The organism is Micromonospora luteifusca (assembly GCF_016907275.1).
Classification (GTDB): domain Bacteria; phylum Actinomycetota; class Actinomycetes; order Mycobacteriales; family Micromonosporaceae; genus Micromonospora; species Micromonospora luteifusca.
The window spans coordinates 6,055,388-6,073,174 of the sequence record NZ_JAFBBP010000001.1 but is presented as its reverse complement, the minus strand read 5'-3'; the positions used below and the strand labels follow the sequence as shown (position 1 = coordinate 6,073,174).

Sequence of the window (17,787 nt, the reverse complement as noted above, 5' to 3'; positions counted from 1 at the left end):
AGATAGCGGCAGGCGAGGAAGGCAACGCTGCGCCTCGCGAAAGACCGGACAGACGCGCGGGAAGGTCGCGGGCGCCCTGTTCAGCCAGGTGATGTTACCGAATTTCAGACGTGGGCGTAATGACGATTGGTCGGCGTCAGGTTGCATTCGCTGCAAACAGCGTTCGCTGCGCGGCATCGTCGCCAGCGCACCACCAAACGCGGAGCTCTAATCGGCACACGTCGAGCCGTATCACCCAAAAGACTTATCACCCCCGTGATCTTTGCGGCCCGATTGATGATACACGACCATCGATCGTCGGCAAGGTGCTGTGATCGCTGGTTTGGCCCACAGTCAGGGCCCACAATGTCCCAAGAGGAGGAAGATCTCAAGCGATGCGCTTCAGGGACCTGGAGCGCCACCGGTAGCACTCGCAGAAGTGATCCCCCGTCAGGGCCGCCATCTGATCTGGGGCGATACAGGCTATCCGTCCAGTTCGGATGATGCCCGGCGGAGAGTGTGCGCCGTCGGCCCGCAGTTCTCGCCACAGGTGCGGCCACCATGGTCGGGTGGCACCTGATTGCCCGACTCGACGTCCCAGGGGCTTCGGGGGGGGTCACCTCGCCGGCGGCGAAGCGAGGTCAGGCATTCGCTCCAGCAGAGCCGCACCGCCGTCGGACAGTAAAGCACGTGCCATACGCCAGCCGCCGCAGGATCTGGCCATCGGCCTTTCGACCCGGCGACGTCCAGTGGACGGTGACGAGAGCACGCACGCCACCGTCACCGTTACTGCGGTTGCATCGACTTGTCGCTGTCGACGGCGGTGGCGGCCCAGGGGGCGAGATGGTCCAGTGCCTGGGCGGTCGGTGAGGCCGGCTCCGCGGCGTAGACGGTCAGGGTGAGGTCCGGCTCGGCGCGCAGGTCCAAGCTTTCGTACGCCAGGGCGAGCTCGCCGACGGCTGGTGGTGGAACTGTTTGGTGCCGGTGCCGGGGGTGCGGACGTTGTGGGCGCACCGACGGCGGCGGTACTGCCGAGAAAGGTGAACCGACCAACGTCAGGCATGTTTGCCGGACCGGTGTAGACGTCGCTGTGCATGGCTCGGCCCGCGTCCTGGCATCACAGCTCACCTTTTCGCCCCACTGCGGACGGAATCAGATGACCACCATGCCGGCGCACCCACCGTTTGCGGTAATACTGCACCGCCGCTCGCCCCGGCCCGCTCACGCCGGTTGGCGCATGATCGACTCGGTGTCATTGATACCGGGGTAATCAAACGATCCCGGACACCGCGGTTTCCCGGGAACCCGAGTCGATCAACCCCTAAACGGGGATATGCAGAAAGGGCCACCCCCGTGGGGGTGGCCCTTTCTGAAAGATTGTCCGGCGGCGTCCTACTCTCCCACACCCTCACGAGTGCAGTACCATCGGCGCTGGAGGGCTTAGCTTCCGGGTTCGGAATGTGACCGGGCGTTTCCCCTCCGCCATGACCGCCGTAACTCTATGAACATATCAAACAACCCCGGCACAAAAATCACGGGTGTTCGCTTGTTCAGAGTTGCACAGTGGACGCGTAGCAGCTTAGTAGTCAAGTCCTCGGCCTATTAGTACCGGTCAACTGAACCCGTTACCGGGCTTACATTTCCGGCCTATCAACCCAGTCGTCTAGCTGGGGGCCTTACCCCACAAAGTGGGTGGGATACCTCATCTTGAAGCAGGCTTCCCGCTTAGATGCTTTCAGCGGTTATCCCTTCCGAACGTAGCTAACCAGCCGTGCCCTTGGCAGGACAACTGGCACACCAGAGGTTCGTCCGTCCCGGTCCTCTCGTACTAGGGACAGCCCTTCTCAAGTATCCTACGCGCACGGCGGATAGGGACCGAACTGTCTCACGACGTTCTAAACCCAGCTCGCGTACCGCTTTAATGGGCGAACAGCCCAACCCTTGGGACCTGCTACAGCCCCAGGATGCGACGAGCCGACATCGAGGTGCCAAACCATCCCGTCGATATGGACTCTTGGGGAAGATCAGCCTGTTATCCCCGGGGTACCTTTTATCCGTTGAGCGACACCGCTTCCACTCGCAAGTGCCGGATCACTAGTCCCGACTTTCGTCCCTGCTCGACCTGTCAGTCTCACAGTCAAGCTCCCTTGTGTACTTGCACTCAACACCTGATTGCCAACCAGGCTGAGGGAACCTTTGGGCGCCTCCGTTACCTTTTAGGAGGCAACCGCCCCAGTTAAACTACCCACCAGACACTGTCCCTGAACCGGATAACGGTCCGAAGTTAGATACCCAAATCAACCAGAGTGGTATTTCAAGATTGCCTCCACCCATACTGGCGTATGGACTTCACCGGCTCCCACCTATCCTACACAAGCTAATTCGAGTACCAATGTCAAGCTATAGTAAAGGTCCCGGGGTCTTTCCGTCCTGCCGCGCGTAACGAGCATCTTTACTCGTACTGCAATTTCGCCGGGCCTGTGGTTGAGACAGTGGGGAAGTCGTTACGCCATTCGTGCAGGTCGGAACTTACCCGACAAGGAATTTCGCTACCTTAGGATGGTTATAGTTACCACCGCCGTTTACTGGCGCTTAAGTTCTCCGCTTCGCCCCGAAGAGCTAACAGGTCCCCTTAACGTTCCAGCACCGGGCAGGCGTCAGTCCATATACATCGAATTACTTCTTCGCATGGACCTGTGTTTTTAGTAAACAGTCGCTTCCCCCTGCTCTCTGCGGCCATACAACGCTCCACCCGCGCGGGGCTTCACGTCTCCGGCCCCCCTTCTCCCTAAGTTACGGGGGCAATTTGCCGAGTTCCTTAACCACAGTTCGCCCGATCGCCTCGGTATTCTCTACCTGACCACCTGTGTCGGTTTGGGGTACGGGCCGCTAAGAACTCGCTAGAGGCTTTTCTCGGCAGCATAGGATCACTGACTTCACCTGAATCGGCTCGGCATCACGTCTCAGCCTATATGTGTTGCGGATTTGCCTACAACACGGCCTACACGCTTACCCCGGCACAACCACCGGCCGGGCTCAGCTACCTTCCTGCGTCACCCCATCGCTTGACTACTACCCATCAGGTTCCCACGCTCCCTCAGCTCAGTCCGAAGACCTCACCAAGTTCGGGCGGTTAGCACAACGAGGTTCATCAGGGACGCTCTTTCGCGGGTACGGGAATATCAACCCGTTGTCCATCGACTACGCCTCTCGGCCTCGCCTTAGGTCCCGACTCACCCAGGGCGGATTAGCCTGGCCCTGGAACCCTTGGTCATCCGGCGGAAGGGTTTCTCACCCTTCTTTCGCTACTCATGCCTGCATTCTCACTCGTGCCGCGTCCACAACTGGGTCACCCCGCTGCTTCACTCGCGGCACGACGCTCCCCTACCCATCCACACACCTGCACAAGGAATCAAGTCCAAGCGAGGATAAAATGTGAATGCCACAGCTTCGGCGGTGTGCTTGAGCCCCGCTACATTGTCGGCGCGGAACCACTTGACCAGTGAGCTATTACGCACTCTTTAAAGGGTGGCTGCTTCTAAGCCAACCTCCTGGTTGTCTATGCGACCCCACATCCTTTTCCACTTAGCACACGCTTAGGGGCCTTAGCTGGTGATCTGGGCTGTTTCCCTCTCGACTACGAAGCTTATCCCCCGCAGTCTCACTGCCGCGCTCTCACTTACCGGCATTCGGAGTTTGGCTGATTTCGGTAAGCTTGTGGGCCCCCTAGACCATCCAGTGCTCTACCTCCGGCAAGAAACACGCGACGCTGCACCTAAATGCATTTCGGGGAGAACCAGCTATCACGGAGTTTGATTGGCCTTTCACCCCTAACCACAGGTCATCCCCCAATTTTTCAACATTGGTGGGTTCGGCCCTCCACGCGGTCTTACCCGCGCTTCAGCCTGCCCATGGCTAGATCACTCCGCTTCGGGTCTAGGACACGCGACTGAATCGCCCTATTCAGACTCGCTTTCGCTACGGCTCCCCCACACGGGTTAACCTCGCCACATGCCACTAACTCGCAGGCTCATTCTTCAAAAGGCACGCCGTCACCCCGCAAGGCTCCGACGGATTGTAGGCGAACGGTTTCAGGTACTATTTCACTCCCCTCCCGGGGTACTTTTCACCATTCCCTCACGGTACTTGTCCGCTATCGGTCACCAGGAAGTATTTAGGCTTACCAGGTGGTCCTGGCAGATTCACGGCAGATTTCAGGGGTCCGCCGCTACTCGGGAACACCCACAGAAGGTCAGCAACTTTCACCTACCGGACTTTCACCGTCTACGGTCAGCCATTCCAGACTGTTCGACTAGCCACTAACTTTGTAACTTCTCGAACAAGTGTCAGCTTGTTCAGCAGGGTCCCACAACCCCGACCACGCAACCCCTGACAGGTATCACACGCAGCCGGTTTAGCCTCGATCCGCTTTCGCTCGCCACTACTCACGGAATCACTAAATTGTTTTCTCTTCCTGCGGGTACTGAGATGTTTCACTTCCCCGCGTTCCCTCCACACACCCTATGTGTTCAGGTGTGGGTGACACCACATGACTGGTGCCAGGTTTCCCCATTCGGACACCCTGGGATCACAGCTTGGTTGACAGCTCCCCCAGGCCTATCGCGGCCTCCCACGTCCTTCATCGGCTCCTGGTGCCAAGGCATTCACCGTTCGCCCTTGACAACTTGACCACAAAGATGCTCGCGTCCACTGTGCAATTCTCAACAAACGACCAACCCACAACCCGATCCGCCCCACACCAAACCCGACAACCGCCGGCGGTATGTGGAGCCAGGCCATGCCTGGCAGACTTCCAGCCCCCACAAGGAGGCTGGCCAAGTCTCTGAAACAACAACACGATGGTTGTTCCTTCAGGACCCAACAGGGTGCTCACATTCTCCCCCAGCCGCACCAACGTCATCCGTTCCCACCACACCCCGAAGAGAGTGGCTGTACTAAGCGCCGCCGGCCGTTGCCAGGGTAAAACTTGCCAGTGTCTCCGCCATCTGAGCACCCCACCACCACATTCGGGTAGTGCGGGCTCCTTACCGACTTTCGTCGGAAGGTGCTCCTTAGAAAGGAGGTGATCCAGCCGCACCTTCCGGTACGGCTACCTTGTTACGACTTCGTCCCAATCGCCAGCCCCACCTTCGACGGCTCCCTCCCACAAGGGGTTGGGCCACCGGCTTCGGGTGTTGCCGACTTTCGTGACGTGACGGGCGGTGTGTACAAGGCCCGGGAACGTATTCACCGCAGCGTTGCTGATCTGCGATTACTAGCGACTCCGACTTCACGGGGTCGAGTTGCAGACCCCGATCCGAACTGAGACCGGCTTTTTGGGATTCGCTCCACCTCGCGGTATCGCAGCCCATTGTACCGGCCATTGTAGCATGCGTGAAGCCCTGGACATAAGGGGCATGATGACTTGACGTCATCCCCACCTTCCTCCGAGTTGACCCCGGCAGTCTTCGATGAGTCCCCGCCATAACGCGCTGGCAACATCGAACGAGGGTTGCGCTCGTTGCGGGACTTAACCCAACATCTCACGACACGAGCTGACGACAGCCATGCACCACCTGTGACCGCCCCCGAAGGACCTCACATCTCTGCGAGTTTTGCGGCCATGTCAAACCCAGGTAAGGTTCTTCGCGTTGCATCGAATTAATCCGCATGCTCCGCCGCTTGTGCGGGCCCCCGTCAATTCCTTTGAGTTTTAGCCTTGCGGCCGTACTCCCCAGGCGGGGCGCTTAATGCGTTAGCTGCGGCACAGGAAACCGGAGAGGCCCCCCACACCTAGCGCCCAACGTTTACAGCGTGGACTACCAGGGTATCTAATCCTGTTCGCTCCCCACGCTTTCGCTCCTCAGCGTCAGTATCGGCCCAGAGACCCGCCTTCGCCACCGGTGTTCCTCCTGATATCTGCGCATTTCACCGCTACACCAGGAATTCCAGTCTCCCCTACCGAACTCTAGCCTGCCCGTATCGACCGCAGGCTTGGGGTTGAGCCCCAAGTTTTCACGGTCGACGCGACAAGCCGCCTACGAGCTCTTTACGCCCAATAAATCCGGACAACGCTCGCACCCTACGTCTTACCGCGGCTGCTGGCACGTAGTTGGCCGGTGCTTCTTCTGCAGGTACCGTCACTCTCGCTTCGTCCCTGCTGAAAGAGGTTTACAACCCGAAGGCCGTCATCCCTCACGCGGCGTCGCTGCATCAGGCTTCCGCCCATTGTGCAATATTCCCCACTGCTGCCTCCCGTAGGAGTCTGGGCCGTGTCTCAGTCCCAGTGTGGCCGGTCGCCCTCTCAGGCCGGCTACCCGTCGTCGCCTTGGTAGGCCATCACCCCACCAACAAGCTGATAGGCCGCGAGCCCATCCCAAGCCGAAAAACTTTCCACCCCCGGCCATGCGGCCAAAGGTCCTATTCGGTATTAGCCCCGGTTTCCCGGGGTTATCCCAAAGCTTGGGGCAGGTTGCTCACGTGTTACTCACCCGTTCGCCGCTCGAGTACCCCGAAGGGCCTTTCCGCTCGACTTGCATGTGTTAAGCACGCCGCCAGCGTTCGTCCTGAGCCAGGATCAAACTCTCCAACAAAAAATTAGTTGAACAGCATCCTGACAACAAACAAATGTTGCCAAAGGAATCCCAACCAGCCAGAAAAACTGACCAGTCCGGGGTATAAATCATAATTGGCACTGGCTTTACAAGCACCCTGTTGAGTTCTCAAAGAACAACCACACACCGACCAGAAGCCCCACCTCAGCGGAACCCCAACCGGGGCTTTTCGTTCAGCGTCCCCAGCGCTTTCCAGCGCCAGGCACTTTTACTACGTTACCCGCTCGTTTCCGCCGCGTCAAACCGGTGTTTCCCGGCTCGTCGTGCTTCACCCGATAATGCGGATACTCTTATTTCTCAATTCCACGATGACGCACACCGTCGCCAGTGTTCGTTTCTGTCGTGGGAAACCGCAGACCGGCCGATCACCGCTTCGCGGCTCTCCGCCCGGCTCCTGCCGGCTTCAGTAAGCTACCCGGTCGGCGTCGCGCTCGCAAATCCGCACCCGGAGGTTCCGCACCGCCCGGTCCTCAGCCCTTCGAACACCTCCGCTGCCTCCCCCGCCGACGGCATCGCCCACACCTGGAGTGGCGCAGCACTGACAACCGAACCGGCCGGCCACCATCGGGGCCGAAGCCCTCGCCCGCGCCACCTACCTGCCCCAGCCCGCGCAGTTCATCTGGTGCCCGTCCCCGTGGGTCGCCCTCGAACACCTTGGGGCCTCATCGCGAACGGGCAGACCCCACTCGTCACCACCGTCCGTCGCGCGGTGTTGAACCAGGCCCTGTCCGTGGTCCACGCTCCGCTCATGGACCGGGCCGGCGACAGCGAACGGTTGAGCGCCTTCGGCGTATTCCACACCTTCTTGGAACGGAAGCAGCTCTACGGCGAACAACGCTACGACTGCATGGACGAGCGGTACGACCTGATGGACCGCCGGTACCGGTGCCCCTCCGGTCCTGCCGTTCGAGCGATCAGTACTGAAGTCCGTGCTTTGCGCCGTGCATGAGACCTACTGGCACGTCCTCAGCCCGAGGTGGTCGTCGCCTGCCCCACAGGCCCCAGATGTCCTGCTCGCCGTTGACCGTGACGCCGGCGACGACGTGGACGGGTCGGTCGACGACCTGCCCGTTGCTGACCTTGACCACGATCGGCCGATGGACACGCGGTCGCGGCAGATCCAGACTCCTGCGCGTCCCCCTTTTGGCTCTGGCGAGCTTGTCCTATCCCTGTGCTCTACTCCCGTCATGCATGTCGTCGTCACAGGCGCACTCGTTGAAAACGACGCGGTCCTGCTGGTACACCGCAGGCCGACCAAACGGGCGTACCCGGATGTTTGGGACCTGCCCGGGGGGCAGGTCGAAGCGGGTGAGTCGGAACTACAGGCCCTCGCGCGTGAGATGCACGAGGAACTCGGTGTTCACATCGTGGCGGAGTCCGCTTCACGGTTGGGCGTCTTGCATGCCGGCAGTGGTGAGGACGCCCTGCACGTGGGCGTCTGGCAAATTGGAGACTGGGTCGGCTCTCCGACCAACCGTGCATCCGACGAGCATGACGACATCGCATGGGTCGGGATCAACGAGCTGGACGGCCTTCCCCTCGTGCATGGCGTCTTGGCGGCAATGGTTCATTCTCTGCCTGAGTTCGAGTGCGCCCACAGGCACTCAGATGCCACCGACCGCAACCAGGACGACCGAGGAACCAAGACCGACTGTCGTGCGTGCGCTGGGACGGCTTCGTCCAGCATCAGGTGGGACTAGACAGGTGTCGTACTCCGCTTGGATGCCTTACAGGTTGGCTTCACAGACTGCGTGACACTCCTTGACAGGAGGGGAGCCATGGGCGGTTGCCAGGTGCAGTGCCAATACGGTGATCCTCGATGCCGACCGGGTATTTTCCAGGCGTGACCGAGTACGCCGCTCTGCTGCACGCCTACGGCCTCGCCGTGGACACCCCCGGCCACCTGGCGGCGCTCGGCGGCGACGACCCGGCGGCCCGCGCGAGGGCGCTCGAGCATCTGTGGTCAGCGATCATCCACCAGGGGACGCCGTGGACCGCGACCCCGCCGGCCGCCCTCGAGGTAGCCGCGCTGCTCGCCGACCCGCGGGTGACCGATCCCGGCCTGCGTGCCGAATTGCTCAACTTCCTGGCCGCGGTGGCCGAGGCGGGCAGCATCACGGACAGGGACCTGTCCGAGCCGGACTTCGACGTGGACGTCGCCCTGGCCCAGGCGCTCCGCGGCGGCGACGAGGAAGGGATCTGGGAGGACGGACGGCTGCAGGGCGCCCTCTACATCCGGGCCGTGCGCGGTTGCCGGCAGGTCGTGCCGGCGTTGCTGGCCACAGCCACCGCGGCGTTGTCCGATCCGTCCCCGCAGGTCCAGGCCGCGGCCGCGCACACAATCGGCGCCTGCGGTGGGGGGACGCCTCTCGCTCGGAGGAATTGACCCGGACGGCCGGGCCGGACGAGCGGGCCGCCTTGGTCCTGACCATCGGTGACCTCGGCGTCGCCTCGCCGCCACCTGCAGATCCTCACACGGCGGTACGCGCCTGCGCCGCTCTCGCTCCCGCGCTGGCCGGCGACCCCGCCGCCACGGCCGAACTGCCAGCGGCCCTGGAGATCCCGCCCCAGGTGCCGGTGGGCGTTCAGGAGGAGCCAGGGATGCGGACCGCGTGCCCCGGTGCGGCGCGGCCCGCGGGTCGGGGCACACGCCGGCACCGGTGCTCATGGCTCTTCCGTCACCTGGTCCGTTCGATGACGCCGGCGATGCCGAGGCCGTTGCTCGAAGCGGCGCCGCTACCCCAGAAGGACGAGCTGCCCGGGATGTTGGCCAGGGCGTCAAGGTGCGGGTCATTGCCGTCGACCTTCGGCCCGTACACGACACTCCACCGGCCGCTGGTGTAGCGCAGCAACAGCGTGCCCGGGTACTCGATGTACGGCGGAATCGGATTCGTGCCACTGATCCAAACATTGCCGATCGCATCACCGGCAACCGCGTACGCCCGGCCGGCGGGCGCCGGTCCAGCCAACCGCTGCCACGTTTGGCCGTCCCAGTGCAGGATGACGGGCTTGGGAGCCGAGTCGTAGTCCTGCGTGCCGACCGCCCAGGCGTCGGTCGACGAGCGAGCCCACACACCGGTCAGTTGGGTGCTGGGAGTCGACGGCAGTGCCGCCACCTGCCACGCGCCACCGACGCGCTGCACGATGAAGGGCTCCGGGTAGGGGGCGTCGGCGACGTAGCGATCGCCAGCGGCGAAAATGCTGCCATCCTGAGTGCTCGAAACCGCCCGCAGGACACCGTTGAGCTGCGCCGTCCCCGGCACCGCCACCCGGCTGAACTGACGGGTGTCGCCTTCGAGGACGAGCGGCCCGGAGCCCTCGTGGCCGACGAGCACCGCCCGCCCACCGCCGGTGGCCGCCACGTCCAGCAGTGTCGAGGGCCCTGTCGAGGCGCCCATCGGTGCGTGTCCCGTCCAGGTCTGGCCGTCGAAGTGTCCGGCGTACGGCTGGCCGTGGACTCCGAGGCCCACCGTCCAGACGTCCCCCGCGCTCGCCGCCGCCACCTTGTACAGCAGGAAGGCCTCGTGCGGCAGTCGCCGTTCCGTCCACGCCCGCCCGTTCCACCGCAGCAGTGCGTAGGGCTCGTCGATCGAATACCCCGTGTAGGTCGATGCCTGATAGCCGACCGACCAGGCATCGTTCGGGCCGGTAGCGGCCACGTCGGTCAGCCGGCTGTCCTGGATCAGCGGAGGCACCGTCGCCTTCCACACCGACGGGATGGCGGCCGCGCCTGAGTTTGCCGGCAGGAGCAACATGCTTGCTGCCACCGTGGCGAGCGTCGCCGCCGACAGCCCGCGCCGTGCCAGTGATCGCATAGTGGTCCTCTCCTGGATTGGTGGATGACCTTCAGCGTGGCGCTCGTCAATGGATTGCGCGCACCCAGCTCGCTGCCCGTAACAGAGCCGTAAGAACGCCGTTTCGCGCGGGCCACCGTCAGGGGCGGCTCTGCCAACGGCCGAAGATCGTCTACGCCTTCCTGCGGAGACGGTGACGATGGCTCTCGGAACCTGCCGCTCGACCTCGACGCACCACCTTGGACGCCAAAGAGACCGAGTGGCCCACCACAACGTCCGAAGGTGGGGCCGGTGGAGACAATGTCATCGATGAAGGCGGCAGTGGGTCCGTTCGTCGCGAGCACGTCGGGCAGGTCGGTTCGAACGCCGGCCGCAGCCCAGCACGTCACGCAGCCCACGGCTGGAGACACCCGCCGGTGAGGGCCCGCTACACGAACCTGACGCGTATCCGCACGCTGGACCCGGAGCGCGACCACCTGGCCATCTACCAGACCATGCTGCGCTACGAGTTCCCGTGGGACATGAAGCTCGGGCTCAACCTGGCCTTCAACCGATCCTTCTCCATCCCCGCCATCGCCGCGGTGCACATGGCCACGGGCGAGCTGACCGAACGCACCCAGAAGCGGATCGACGACACCGGCCTGCTGATGTACGAGATGGTGCTCAACGGCTTCGAGCAGCCTCGTGGCCGGGACGCGTTGCGGCGGGTCAACCAACTCCACCGCCCGTACGACATCAGCAACGACGACTTCCTCTACGTCCTCGGCTGCCTGGTGGTGATCCCGACGCGGTGGTTGCAGGAGTACGGCTGGCGCCCGCCCTGCTGCCACGAGCGTCAGGCCACGTACCTGTTCTACCGGGAGTTGGGCCGGCGGATGGGCATCACGGACATTCCCGGGTCGTACGACGAGCTCGAAACCTGGTTCGCCGCCCACGACGCTGCTCACCTGCAGCCCAACGACGACGCGGCGGCCATCGAGCGGGCCACCCGCATGCTGATGCTCACCCGGATCCCACGGATGCTCGCACCGCTGGGAAACGCTCTGGTCAGTGCCATGTACGACGCGCCGCTGCGGCGCGCGATGCGGGTCGACGCGCCGGCGTGGCCGGTTCGGGCTGGCCTGCACGCCGCGTTGAAGATACGTTCGCGGCTTCTACGGTGGTTCGGGGCACCACGGACAACCGCGTTGTTCGCCGACGGGATCAAAGCCAAGAGCTACCCCGACGGGTACGAGGTCAGCCATCTCGGTCCGCAATCTCATGCCGGGTCACGGGAGACGCTTGACACTCGCGTCCCACCAGACGCTTGACATGATCCTCAGGCGAGTCCTGAAGGACTCACGGTCCGCGACAGAGCCACGCTCCACACGGCGAGTCGCCGCCACCGGCCTGGACGACGAAGACGTCAAGTTCCGGCGGCTGACGACGAAGGTCGTCAGGGCCGAAATACGCATGCTCGCGGCATGAGTGACGAGATGCTTGGGCCGGAGAGTCAGCCGGGTCGGCCTGGGGACCATGAACTTCGGTCACCTCGTGGACGACGCGTCAAGTCTTATGGACTTCAGCCGACCGGCAGGGTCGACTCGCGCATCACGACTCGACTCGGGAACTCCTCCGAGGTGGGCACGCCGCCGTCGATGGCTTCGAAGAGCCGTTGACCGGCAATGGCCCCGAGTTGTTTGAGGTTCATGTCGATGCTGGTCAGGCGGGGCCGAGAGTGGGCGGAGATCACCTCCCAATTGTCGAAGCCGATCACGGAGGTCGTACCAGGGACGTTGCGTCCGAGGTCCCGCAGCACGTCCAGGGCACCTCGGGCGATCTGATCGCTGCCGCAGAAGATCGCGTCGACCTCGGGATGGTGCTCGACGACCATGTGCGCTGCGGCCCGCCCCCAGGACTCGTCCCATGTCCCGTAGTAAGGCCGCCCACCGGTCATGCTCAGGCCGGCGGAGGCGAGTGCCGCCGCCGCACCCTCGGCACGATCCCGCGCCGCCTGGAACCCCGGCTCTCCAGTGATGTGGGCGATGTTGCGCCGACCACAGGCCAGCAGGTGCTCGATGGCGAGCTGACCGCCTCCCACGTTGTCGACGGTGATTGAGACGTCGGCTGGATCCGAGGAGGGTGCGTAGACGTAGACCACCGGCACGGGGATGTTGCCGGCCAGCGGTGGACGGGCGTCGGTGCGGGATCCCACGACGATCAGACCGTCCACCCGGCGCGACAGCAACGCGCGTACGTGATGCTTCTCCCGGATGGCGTCACCGCGCGCGTCGCACAGGAAGACCGACACCTGGCCGGCCCCGAAGGCGTCCTCCGCTCCCATCAGGATGGGAATCGAGAAGCGCCCCTCGAGGTCGCTCGTCAACAGTCCCACGGTCCCGGTGCGGCCACTGAGCAAGCCGCGGGCGAGGGCGTTCGGTGCGAAGGACAGCAGTTCGGCAGCCTCCAACACCCGGACTCTGGTGGTCGCCCGCACTTCGCTACGCCCGTTGATCGCTTTGGAGGCGGTCGCGATGGACACCCCCGCGAGCTTGGCGACATCGGTGAGCGTGGGCGTGCGGTTGGTGGGGATCTCGGGTTCGTTGGCCATGTGGTGCTCCCTCCCGGCGACCGGCACAGGCGTGGTACGCGGCGTCAGGCCGCCCGGGAGTGCCGTGATGACCACTCCTGGCGGACGAGGATCTCAGTGCCTTTTCGGCGATGTTTCGGTGGGGGTGCGGCCCTGCGGTCCCCCATCGAAGCCCTCACCTGGGCGGAACACTACACCCGAGAACACCGGCGGCAGTGCCAGCGATGCACCGGCGGGTCACGTACCGAAATCTCGGCCGAAACTTTGCGGCGGCTGACCCGGGTGGGGGTGGCGGGGTCCGGACGGGCCCCCGCCACCCCCGTCAGGGCTACGGCTTACCCGAGTCGCCGCCGATCGCCTCGTACGGCGTCTCGGTCTGGGCGGTCACCGACCCACCGTCCACCGTCCCGGTGGCCCTGACGGTCGCGGTACCTGCGGGCACCGACGTCACACGCGCGTTGAACGCCTGGTAGACGGTCTTCCCCGGGGCGACATCGGCCACGGTCCGCGAGCCGTACGGCGTGCTCAGCTCGATCGTCAGCGGCACGTCGTCGGCGTTGCGGGCGGTGACGGAGACGTGGGCGTTGGGGCCGATGAAACGCGTGCGGGCCTGTACCTCGACTTTCCATGTGGGCGCCGGCTCAAGTTCCCTGTTCGAGCGTGCGGCGTACGAGACGACGAGGTCCTTTTCCGCCGCGGTGAAGGTGCCCGCCGCGACGAATGCCTCGGCGGTCTGCGTGACCGTCGAGACGAACTGTCCGTGGGTGGCGAAGGGCGCCTGGTCCCACACCAGGTCGAGGAAGGTGGGGCCGTCGGTGCCGGGTGAGGGAACCCCGGCCACCGGGATGTCGTAGTTCGGCAAGCCGTCATTGCGCTTGCGGTTCGGTACGCCGGTGTCAACCGAGCCGAACACGATGGTCGGCTCGACCCGCCGGAAGTACGACGAGGCGGCCTGGGTGTCGGCGATGTAGTACGGCCGCAGGGTGAAGCCGTGCGTGGTGAAGAGGTGGTCGCCTGCCGCTGTGGTGCTCGTGTCGGTGATCGCTGCGCGGGAGTAGTCGCCGTCGCGCTTGAGGTGCCGGTAGAGCGAGAGTTCCCGGTAGTTCCCGGCGCCCGGGTTTCCCAGGATCTGCAGGAGGACCGGACCCCAGAAGATCGACTGTGTGTCGGGGCGGTCCAGCGCCCGCTCGATGCGGATGCTGAAGGGCATCCGGATCTCGATGGTGTCGCCGGGGTTCCAGGCCCGGCTCAGGGTCAGGTAGCTGCCGGGTGTGGCGGTGACGTCCTGAGCGGCACCGTTGATCGTGACGAAGAAGCCCTTCCGCGCCCAGGCCGGCACGCGCAGCTTGATGGCGAGCGGGCCACTGCCCTGCACGGTCAGCCTGGTGCGGTCCTCGCGCGGGTACGTGGTCTGCTGGGTGATGGTGAAGCCCTTCTCGGCCCAGGTCAGCGTCGACGACACGTACAGGTTGACCCAGAGCGTTCCACCGTCGGCGGACTTGAAGTAGATCGTCTCCTGGTACTTGGTGTGGTTCTCCATGCCGGTCCCACCGCAGCAGGTGCCGGTGTTGCCGTAGCTGCGGGTCGCCCCGGGGGTCAGCGGCTGGAAGTAGGTGACCTGTGGGCTGCTGACACTGGTGCTGTCGGCCCGCGAACCGGCGATCTGGTTGATCAGGCCGCGCTCGTAGTAGTCCATGTACGCCGGATCGTGCTCGTGGAAGAAGAGGTTACGAGCCAGCTTGATCAGGTTGTAGGTGGTGCAGGTCTCGGCACCGCCCTGGGCGATCGAGTTCGCGATGTTGTCCCGGTTCTGGAACAGCTCGGTGTTGTTGTTGGAGCCCGGGTAGTTGCCGCCCGTTCCCCCGTTGGCGTACATACGGTGCGGTACGACCATGCCGAAGAAGTTCTTGGCGGCCTGGAGGTAGTCCTGCTCGCCGCTGTGTTCGTAGACGCGCAGGTAGCCGATGAACTGCGGCACGTGCGAGTTGGCGTGCAGCCGTTCCGGACGGCGACGACCGGGCCGGGTCTGTGGTGTCGTGACGAGGATGTCGCGGTTCTCGACGCAGGCGTCGAAGAGCGACTCCCGGTTGTCGAAGCGCTTGGCGGTGTCCAGGTGTTTCGCGTCGCTGGTGAGCGCGTAGATCTCGGGAAACACCTCGTTCGCGCCGCCGGTCTCGCCGGCGATGTAGAGGTCCCACATGTAGTTCAGGTTGTCGCGGGTGATCGGGCCCGTGTAGGCGGGGTGGTTCTTGTCCCCGATGGTCAGTGCGAGGTGCGCCCACTCGGCCATCCGAACGACCACGTCGAGGGCCTTCTGGTTGTCGGTGTGGTAATACGCGTCGAGCAGCCCGCGCATGATCTTGTGTTGGGTGTACCAGGGCGCCCAGGTGTTGGTGCTCAGGTCACCGCCGTAGACGGCCCACCGTGGCGGGCCGAGTCGGAGCACCGCGTCCTCGGGGATCGCGCCCAGGTAGCCGGGATGGGTCGGGACCCAGAGGGCTCCCCCGCCGCTCTGGCTGGCCACGATGCCGCCGTCGCGGCCGTTGGGCGAGGCGTCCCTGATCGTGGAGCCGTCGGCCTCCTCGAACCGGTACCAGGCGATCGACCCGCCGCTGGTGCTCCCGGCCGCCGAGTCCAGCAGCGACCCGATCTCCTGCTGGCTCAGTGCCCGGTCGAAGATGTGGAACTCGTCGACGGTCGCGTCCAGGTACGCGTCGCCGTACTGGGAGCGCCCGATCCACCGGTTTCCCGGGTTTCCGAGGTTGGCCGGGCTGAGGGTCATGGCCGTGTTCTGGCCGGCCTGTTGACCGTTGACGTAGAGGGTGCCGGTGTTCTGGGTGAGGGTGACGGCGAGGTGCACCCACTGGTTGGTCGGCAAGGCGGCGGTACCGTCGATCCGCTGTTCACCACCGCTACCGCTGACCGTGATCGCGAACCTCGGCACGTTGCCGGTGACACCGGCGCGCGGGGTCAGGAACATGTTGACCGTGGTGTTCTGACCGAAGTCGAACAGCCGGCTCCAGTTCTGGGTGGCGGCGAGGTTCACCCAGGTGGCGATGGTGAAGTCGGCGAGCTGGCTGATCGCCTCCTGGGGCAGGGTCACGTGCTGCGCCCGGCTGGGGCCGTTCAGGCGCAGGCCGCTGCCGAATCGGCCCGGCACCCGGCCGATCTGTGGCTCCTGCGGCTCCTCACCGCCCGGGTCGCCCCCGCCCATCCGCGCGGTGATCGCCGCCTGGCACGCCGCGAGCTCGTCGACCATCCAGTCGAGCTTGCTCTTGAAGATCGGCTCACCATGGTCGGCGTACCCCTGCGCCAGGGCCGTCATGAAGTGGCCGGCCCAGTGGCCGCTGAGCAGCCCTCCGTCCTCCCAGCCCCCAGGGACGGAGACGCCCGGCGGGTTCGGTCGGCCAGCCTGGTTGTTGAACAACACGAGGAAGCGCCGCTCGTCGAGCTGCCGGAGGTAGCTCTTCGTACGGTCGCGCTTCTCCTGGAGCAGGCCGTCGCCCAGCGTCACGTCGCGCAGCTGGAACGGCCGGATGGGGGCGGTGCCGCCGGGACCGGGGTCGGCCGGGGTCACGTTGAGCGCAGTCGGGCCCGCTGACGCCTCGGTGGCGGCCTGGGCGGCGGTCGCGGGGAGCGCAGCCACGGTGGCCACCGCGGTGACACCGATGGCGGACGCCTGAAGTACCTGACGTCGACTGACGGGCGTCTTGTCGGAGAGAACCATTGCGGACCGTCCTTTCACGCGGGGGATCAGGAAGCTTGTGGCGCGCCGCCGGCGAGAGCCGATGTCCGGGCTTCCGCCCGGCCCTCGTCCCGGGCATCAGCGATCAGCTGCGTGAGTCGCCGCCGGCGTCGACGCAGGGTGGTGCGGACGGCGAGGGCCAGAACGGCGAGGGCGGCGGCCAGGGCCAGTTGCGGCCATGGCAGCACCCAGATCGTCACGGTCGCGGTGGTGGGCTCGATCTGGGCGCCGGTGGGGTCACCGCCGAGGACGGCCGGGGTGAGGTTGACCCGGGCCCCGAGTCGTCCCACCGACCAGACGCCGTCGAGGCGAGCCTCGACGGTGCGGCTGCCGCCGGGAAGTGTCTCCTCGACGTTCGTTGTGGTGCGCCGGGCGGCCAGGCCGAGTGGTCCGGCGGCGGTCGTCCGGCCGGTGCCGGCCGCCGCGATGTTGCCGTCGTTCGTCGAGGTGTACCTGAGGTGGACCGTGCCGGCCGAGAACGGGTTCCACGAGCGCTCGTACCGGGCGGTGAGGCCGCTGATCGCCAGGGACGCGGTGACTGTGCCGCTGGCCCGCAGCATGACCCGGAACCCGACCCGGCTCTCGACGGCGACCGTGCCTCCCACGCTCGTGACCGCCGCCGCGATGCCGGCCGGGTGGTCCCCCGGCGTGGCGTCGCGGGGCGCCGTGATGGTGAACGGCACCACCTTCGTCTGGTGGGGCCCGACGCTGACCGTCTGTTGCACGCTGATCCAGGTGCCGCCGTCCGCCGACTGCTGATTCGACGCAAGCATGTTGAAGCGGCCCTTGTCGGTGAGGTAGCCGTCGGCCGCCTTCAGCGCGAAGACGACCGCGCCGTCACTGAAGTTCCGCACGGCCAGGTGCTCGGTCACCACCTGACCCGGGTCGAGCGTGCGCTCGACCCACCGGCGGCCGTCGGGACCCTGCTGGTCGGCCGGCTGGACCGACCAGGTCAGCGTCGGAGTGGTCGGTTGCGCCGCTGCGGCGGCGGGTGCGATCGGCACGGTGACGAACACTGCGGCCAGCACGGCGAGCAGTCGCAGCGGCGTCCGCGGCGAGGTCCGGATCATCGCGGGTCCTTCGACG

9 protein-coding genes and 3 rRNA genes are annotated in these 17,787 nt (G+C 65.0%); 4 read left to right on the top strand and 8 right to left on the bottom strand.

The genetic code is table 11. The features are described from left to right. Positions 1 to 765 precede the first annotated feature (765 nt). The 4 genes from JOD64_RS27500 to JOD64_RS27485 all read right to left on the bottom strand — a co-directional run bounded on the left by JOD64_RS27500 (position 766) and on the right by JOD64_RS27485 (position 6,572). Positions 766 to 993: an MmyB family transcriptional regulator gene (locus tag JOD64_RS27500; protein ID WP_307813720.1), complete on the bottom strand. Its 228-nt coding sequence runs from the start codon at positions 991 to 993 to the stop codon at positions 766 to 768. 365 nt (positions 994 to 1,358) lie between these two features. After that, positions 1,359 to 1,475, bottom strand: a 5S ribosomal RNA gene (gene rrf, locus JOD64_RS27495). Positions 1,476 to 1,561: 86 nt separating this feature from the next. Beyond that, positions 1,562 to 4,670 (bottom strand): 23S ribosomal RNA (locus JOD64_RS27490). A 385-nt stretch (positions 4,671 to 5,055) separates the two neighbouring features. Continuing rightward, a 16S ribosomal RNA gene (locus tag JOD64_RS27485) occupies positions 5,056 to 6,572 on the bottom strand. The 16S, 23S and 5S rRNA genes sit together here, the layout of an rRNA operon. Before the next feature lie 769 nt (positions 6,573 to 7,341). On the opposite strand from JOD64_RS27485, the gene JOD64_RS27480 reads away from it, so the two are divergent. From JOD64_RS27480 to JOD64_RS27470, 3 genes are all read left to right on the top strand, one after another. Further along, complete coding sequence (locus JOD64_RS27480) at positions 7,342 to 7,542, top strand: hypothetical protein (RefSeq protein ID WP_204944893.1); 201 nt, start codon at positions 7,342 to 7,344, stop codon at positions 7,540 to 7,542. 238 nt (positions 7,543 to 7,780) lie between these two features. Then, on the top strand, positions 7,781 to 8,293 hold the full coding sequence (locus tag JOD64_RS27475; protein WP_204944892.1) for an NUDIX domain-containing protein: 513 nt from the start codon (positions 7,781 to 7,783) through the stop codon (positions 8,291 to 8,293). 143 nt (positions 8,294 to 8,436) lie between these two features. Next, positions 8,437 to 8,979 carry a hypothetical protein gene (locus JOD64_RS27470; RefSeq protein ID WP_204944891.1) on the top strand — a complete coding sequence of 181 codons (543 nt, stop codon included), beginning with the start codon at positions 8,437 to 8,439 and terminating at the stop codon, positions 8,977 to 8,979. Between the two features lie 292 nt (positions 8,980 to 9,271). On the opposite strand, the gene JOD64_RS27465 is transcribed toward JOD64_RS27470, so the two are convergent. Then, the gene (locus JOD64_RS27465; RefSeq protein WP_204944890.1) at positions 9,272 to 10,408 is read right to left on the bottom strand and encodes a hypothetical protein; all 1,137 of its coding nucleotides are present in this window, start codon (positions 10,406 to 10,408) and stop codon (positions 9,272 to 9,274) included. 395 nt (positions 10,409 to 10,803) lie between these two features. Between JOD64_RS27465 and JOD64_RS27460 the strand changes: the two genes are divergently transcribed. Further along, positions 10,804 to 11,697: an oxygenase MpaB family protein gene (locus tag JOD64_RS27460; RefSeq protein WP_204944889.1), complete on the top strand. Its 894-nt coding sequence runs from the start codon at positions 10,804 to 10,806 to the stop codon at positions 11,695 to 11,697. A 251-nt stretch (positions 11,698 to 11,948) separates the two neighbouring features. Here the strand turns inward: JOD64_RS27460 and JOD64_RS27455 are convergent, their stop codons facing one another. The 3 genes from JOD64_RS27455 to JOD64_RS27445 form a co-directional block, all read right to left on the bottom strand. Continuing rightward, the gene (locus JOD64_RS27455) at positions 11,949 to 12,977 is read right to left on the bottom strand and encodes a LacI family DNA-binding transcriptional regulator (protein WP_204944888.1); all 1,029 of its coding nucleotides are present in this window, start codon (positions 12,975 to 12,977) and stop codon (positions 11,949 to 11,951) included. Between the two features lie 307 nt (positions 12,978 to 13,284). Further along, a complete protein-coding gene (locus JOD64_RS27450) occupies positions 13,285 to 16,683 on the bottom strand; it encodes a beta-L-arabinofuranosidase domain-containing protein (RefSeq protein ID WP_204944887.1) in 3,399 nt (1,132 codons plus the stop codon). Positions 16,684 to 16,709: 26 nt separating this feature from the next. Then, positions 16,710 to 17,771 carry a hypothetical protein gene (locus tag JOD64_RS27445; protein WP_204944886.1) on the bottom strand — a complete coding sequence of 354 codons (1,062 nt, stop codon included), beginning with the start codon at positions 17,769 to 17,771 and terminating at the stop codon, positions 16,710 to 16,712. Positions 17,772 to 17,787 lie beyond the last annotated feature (16 nt).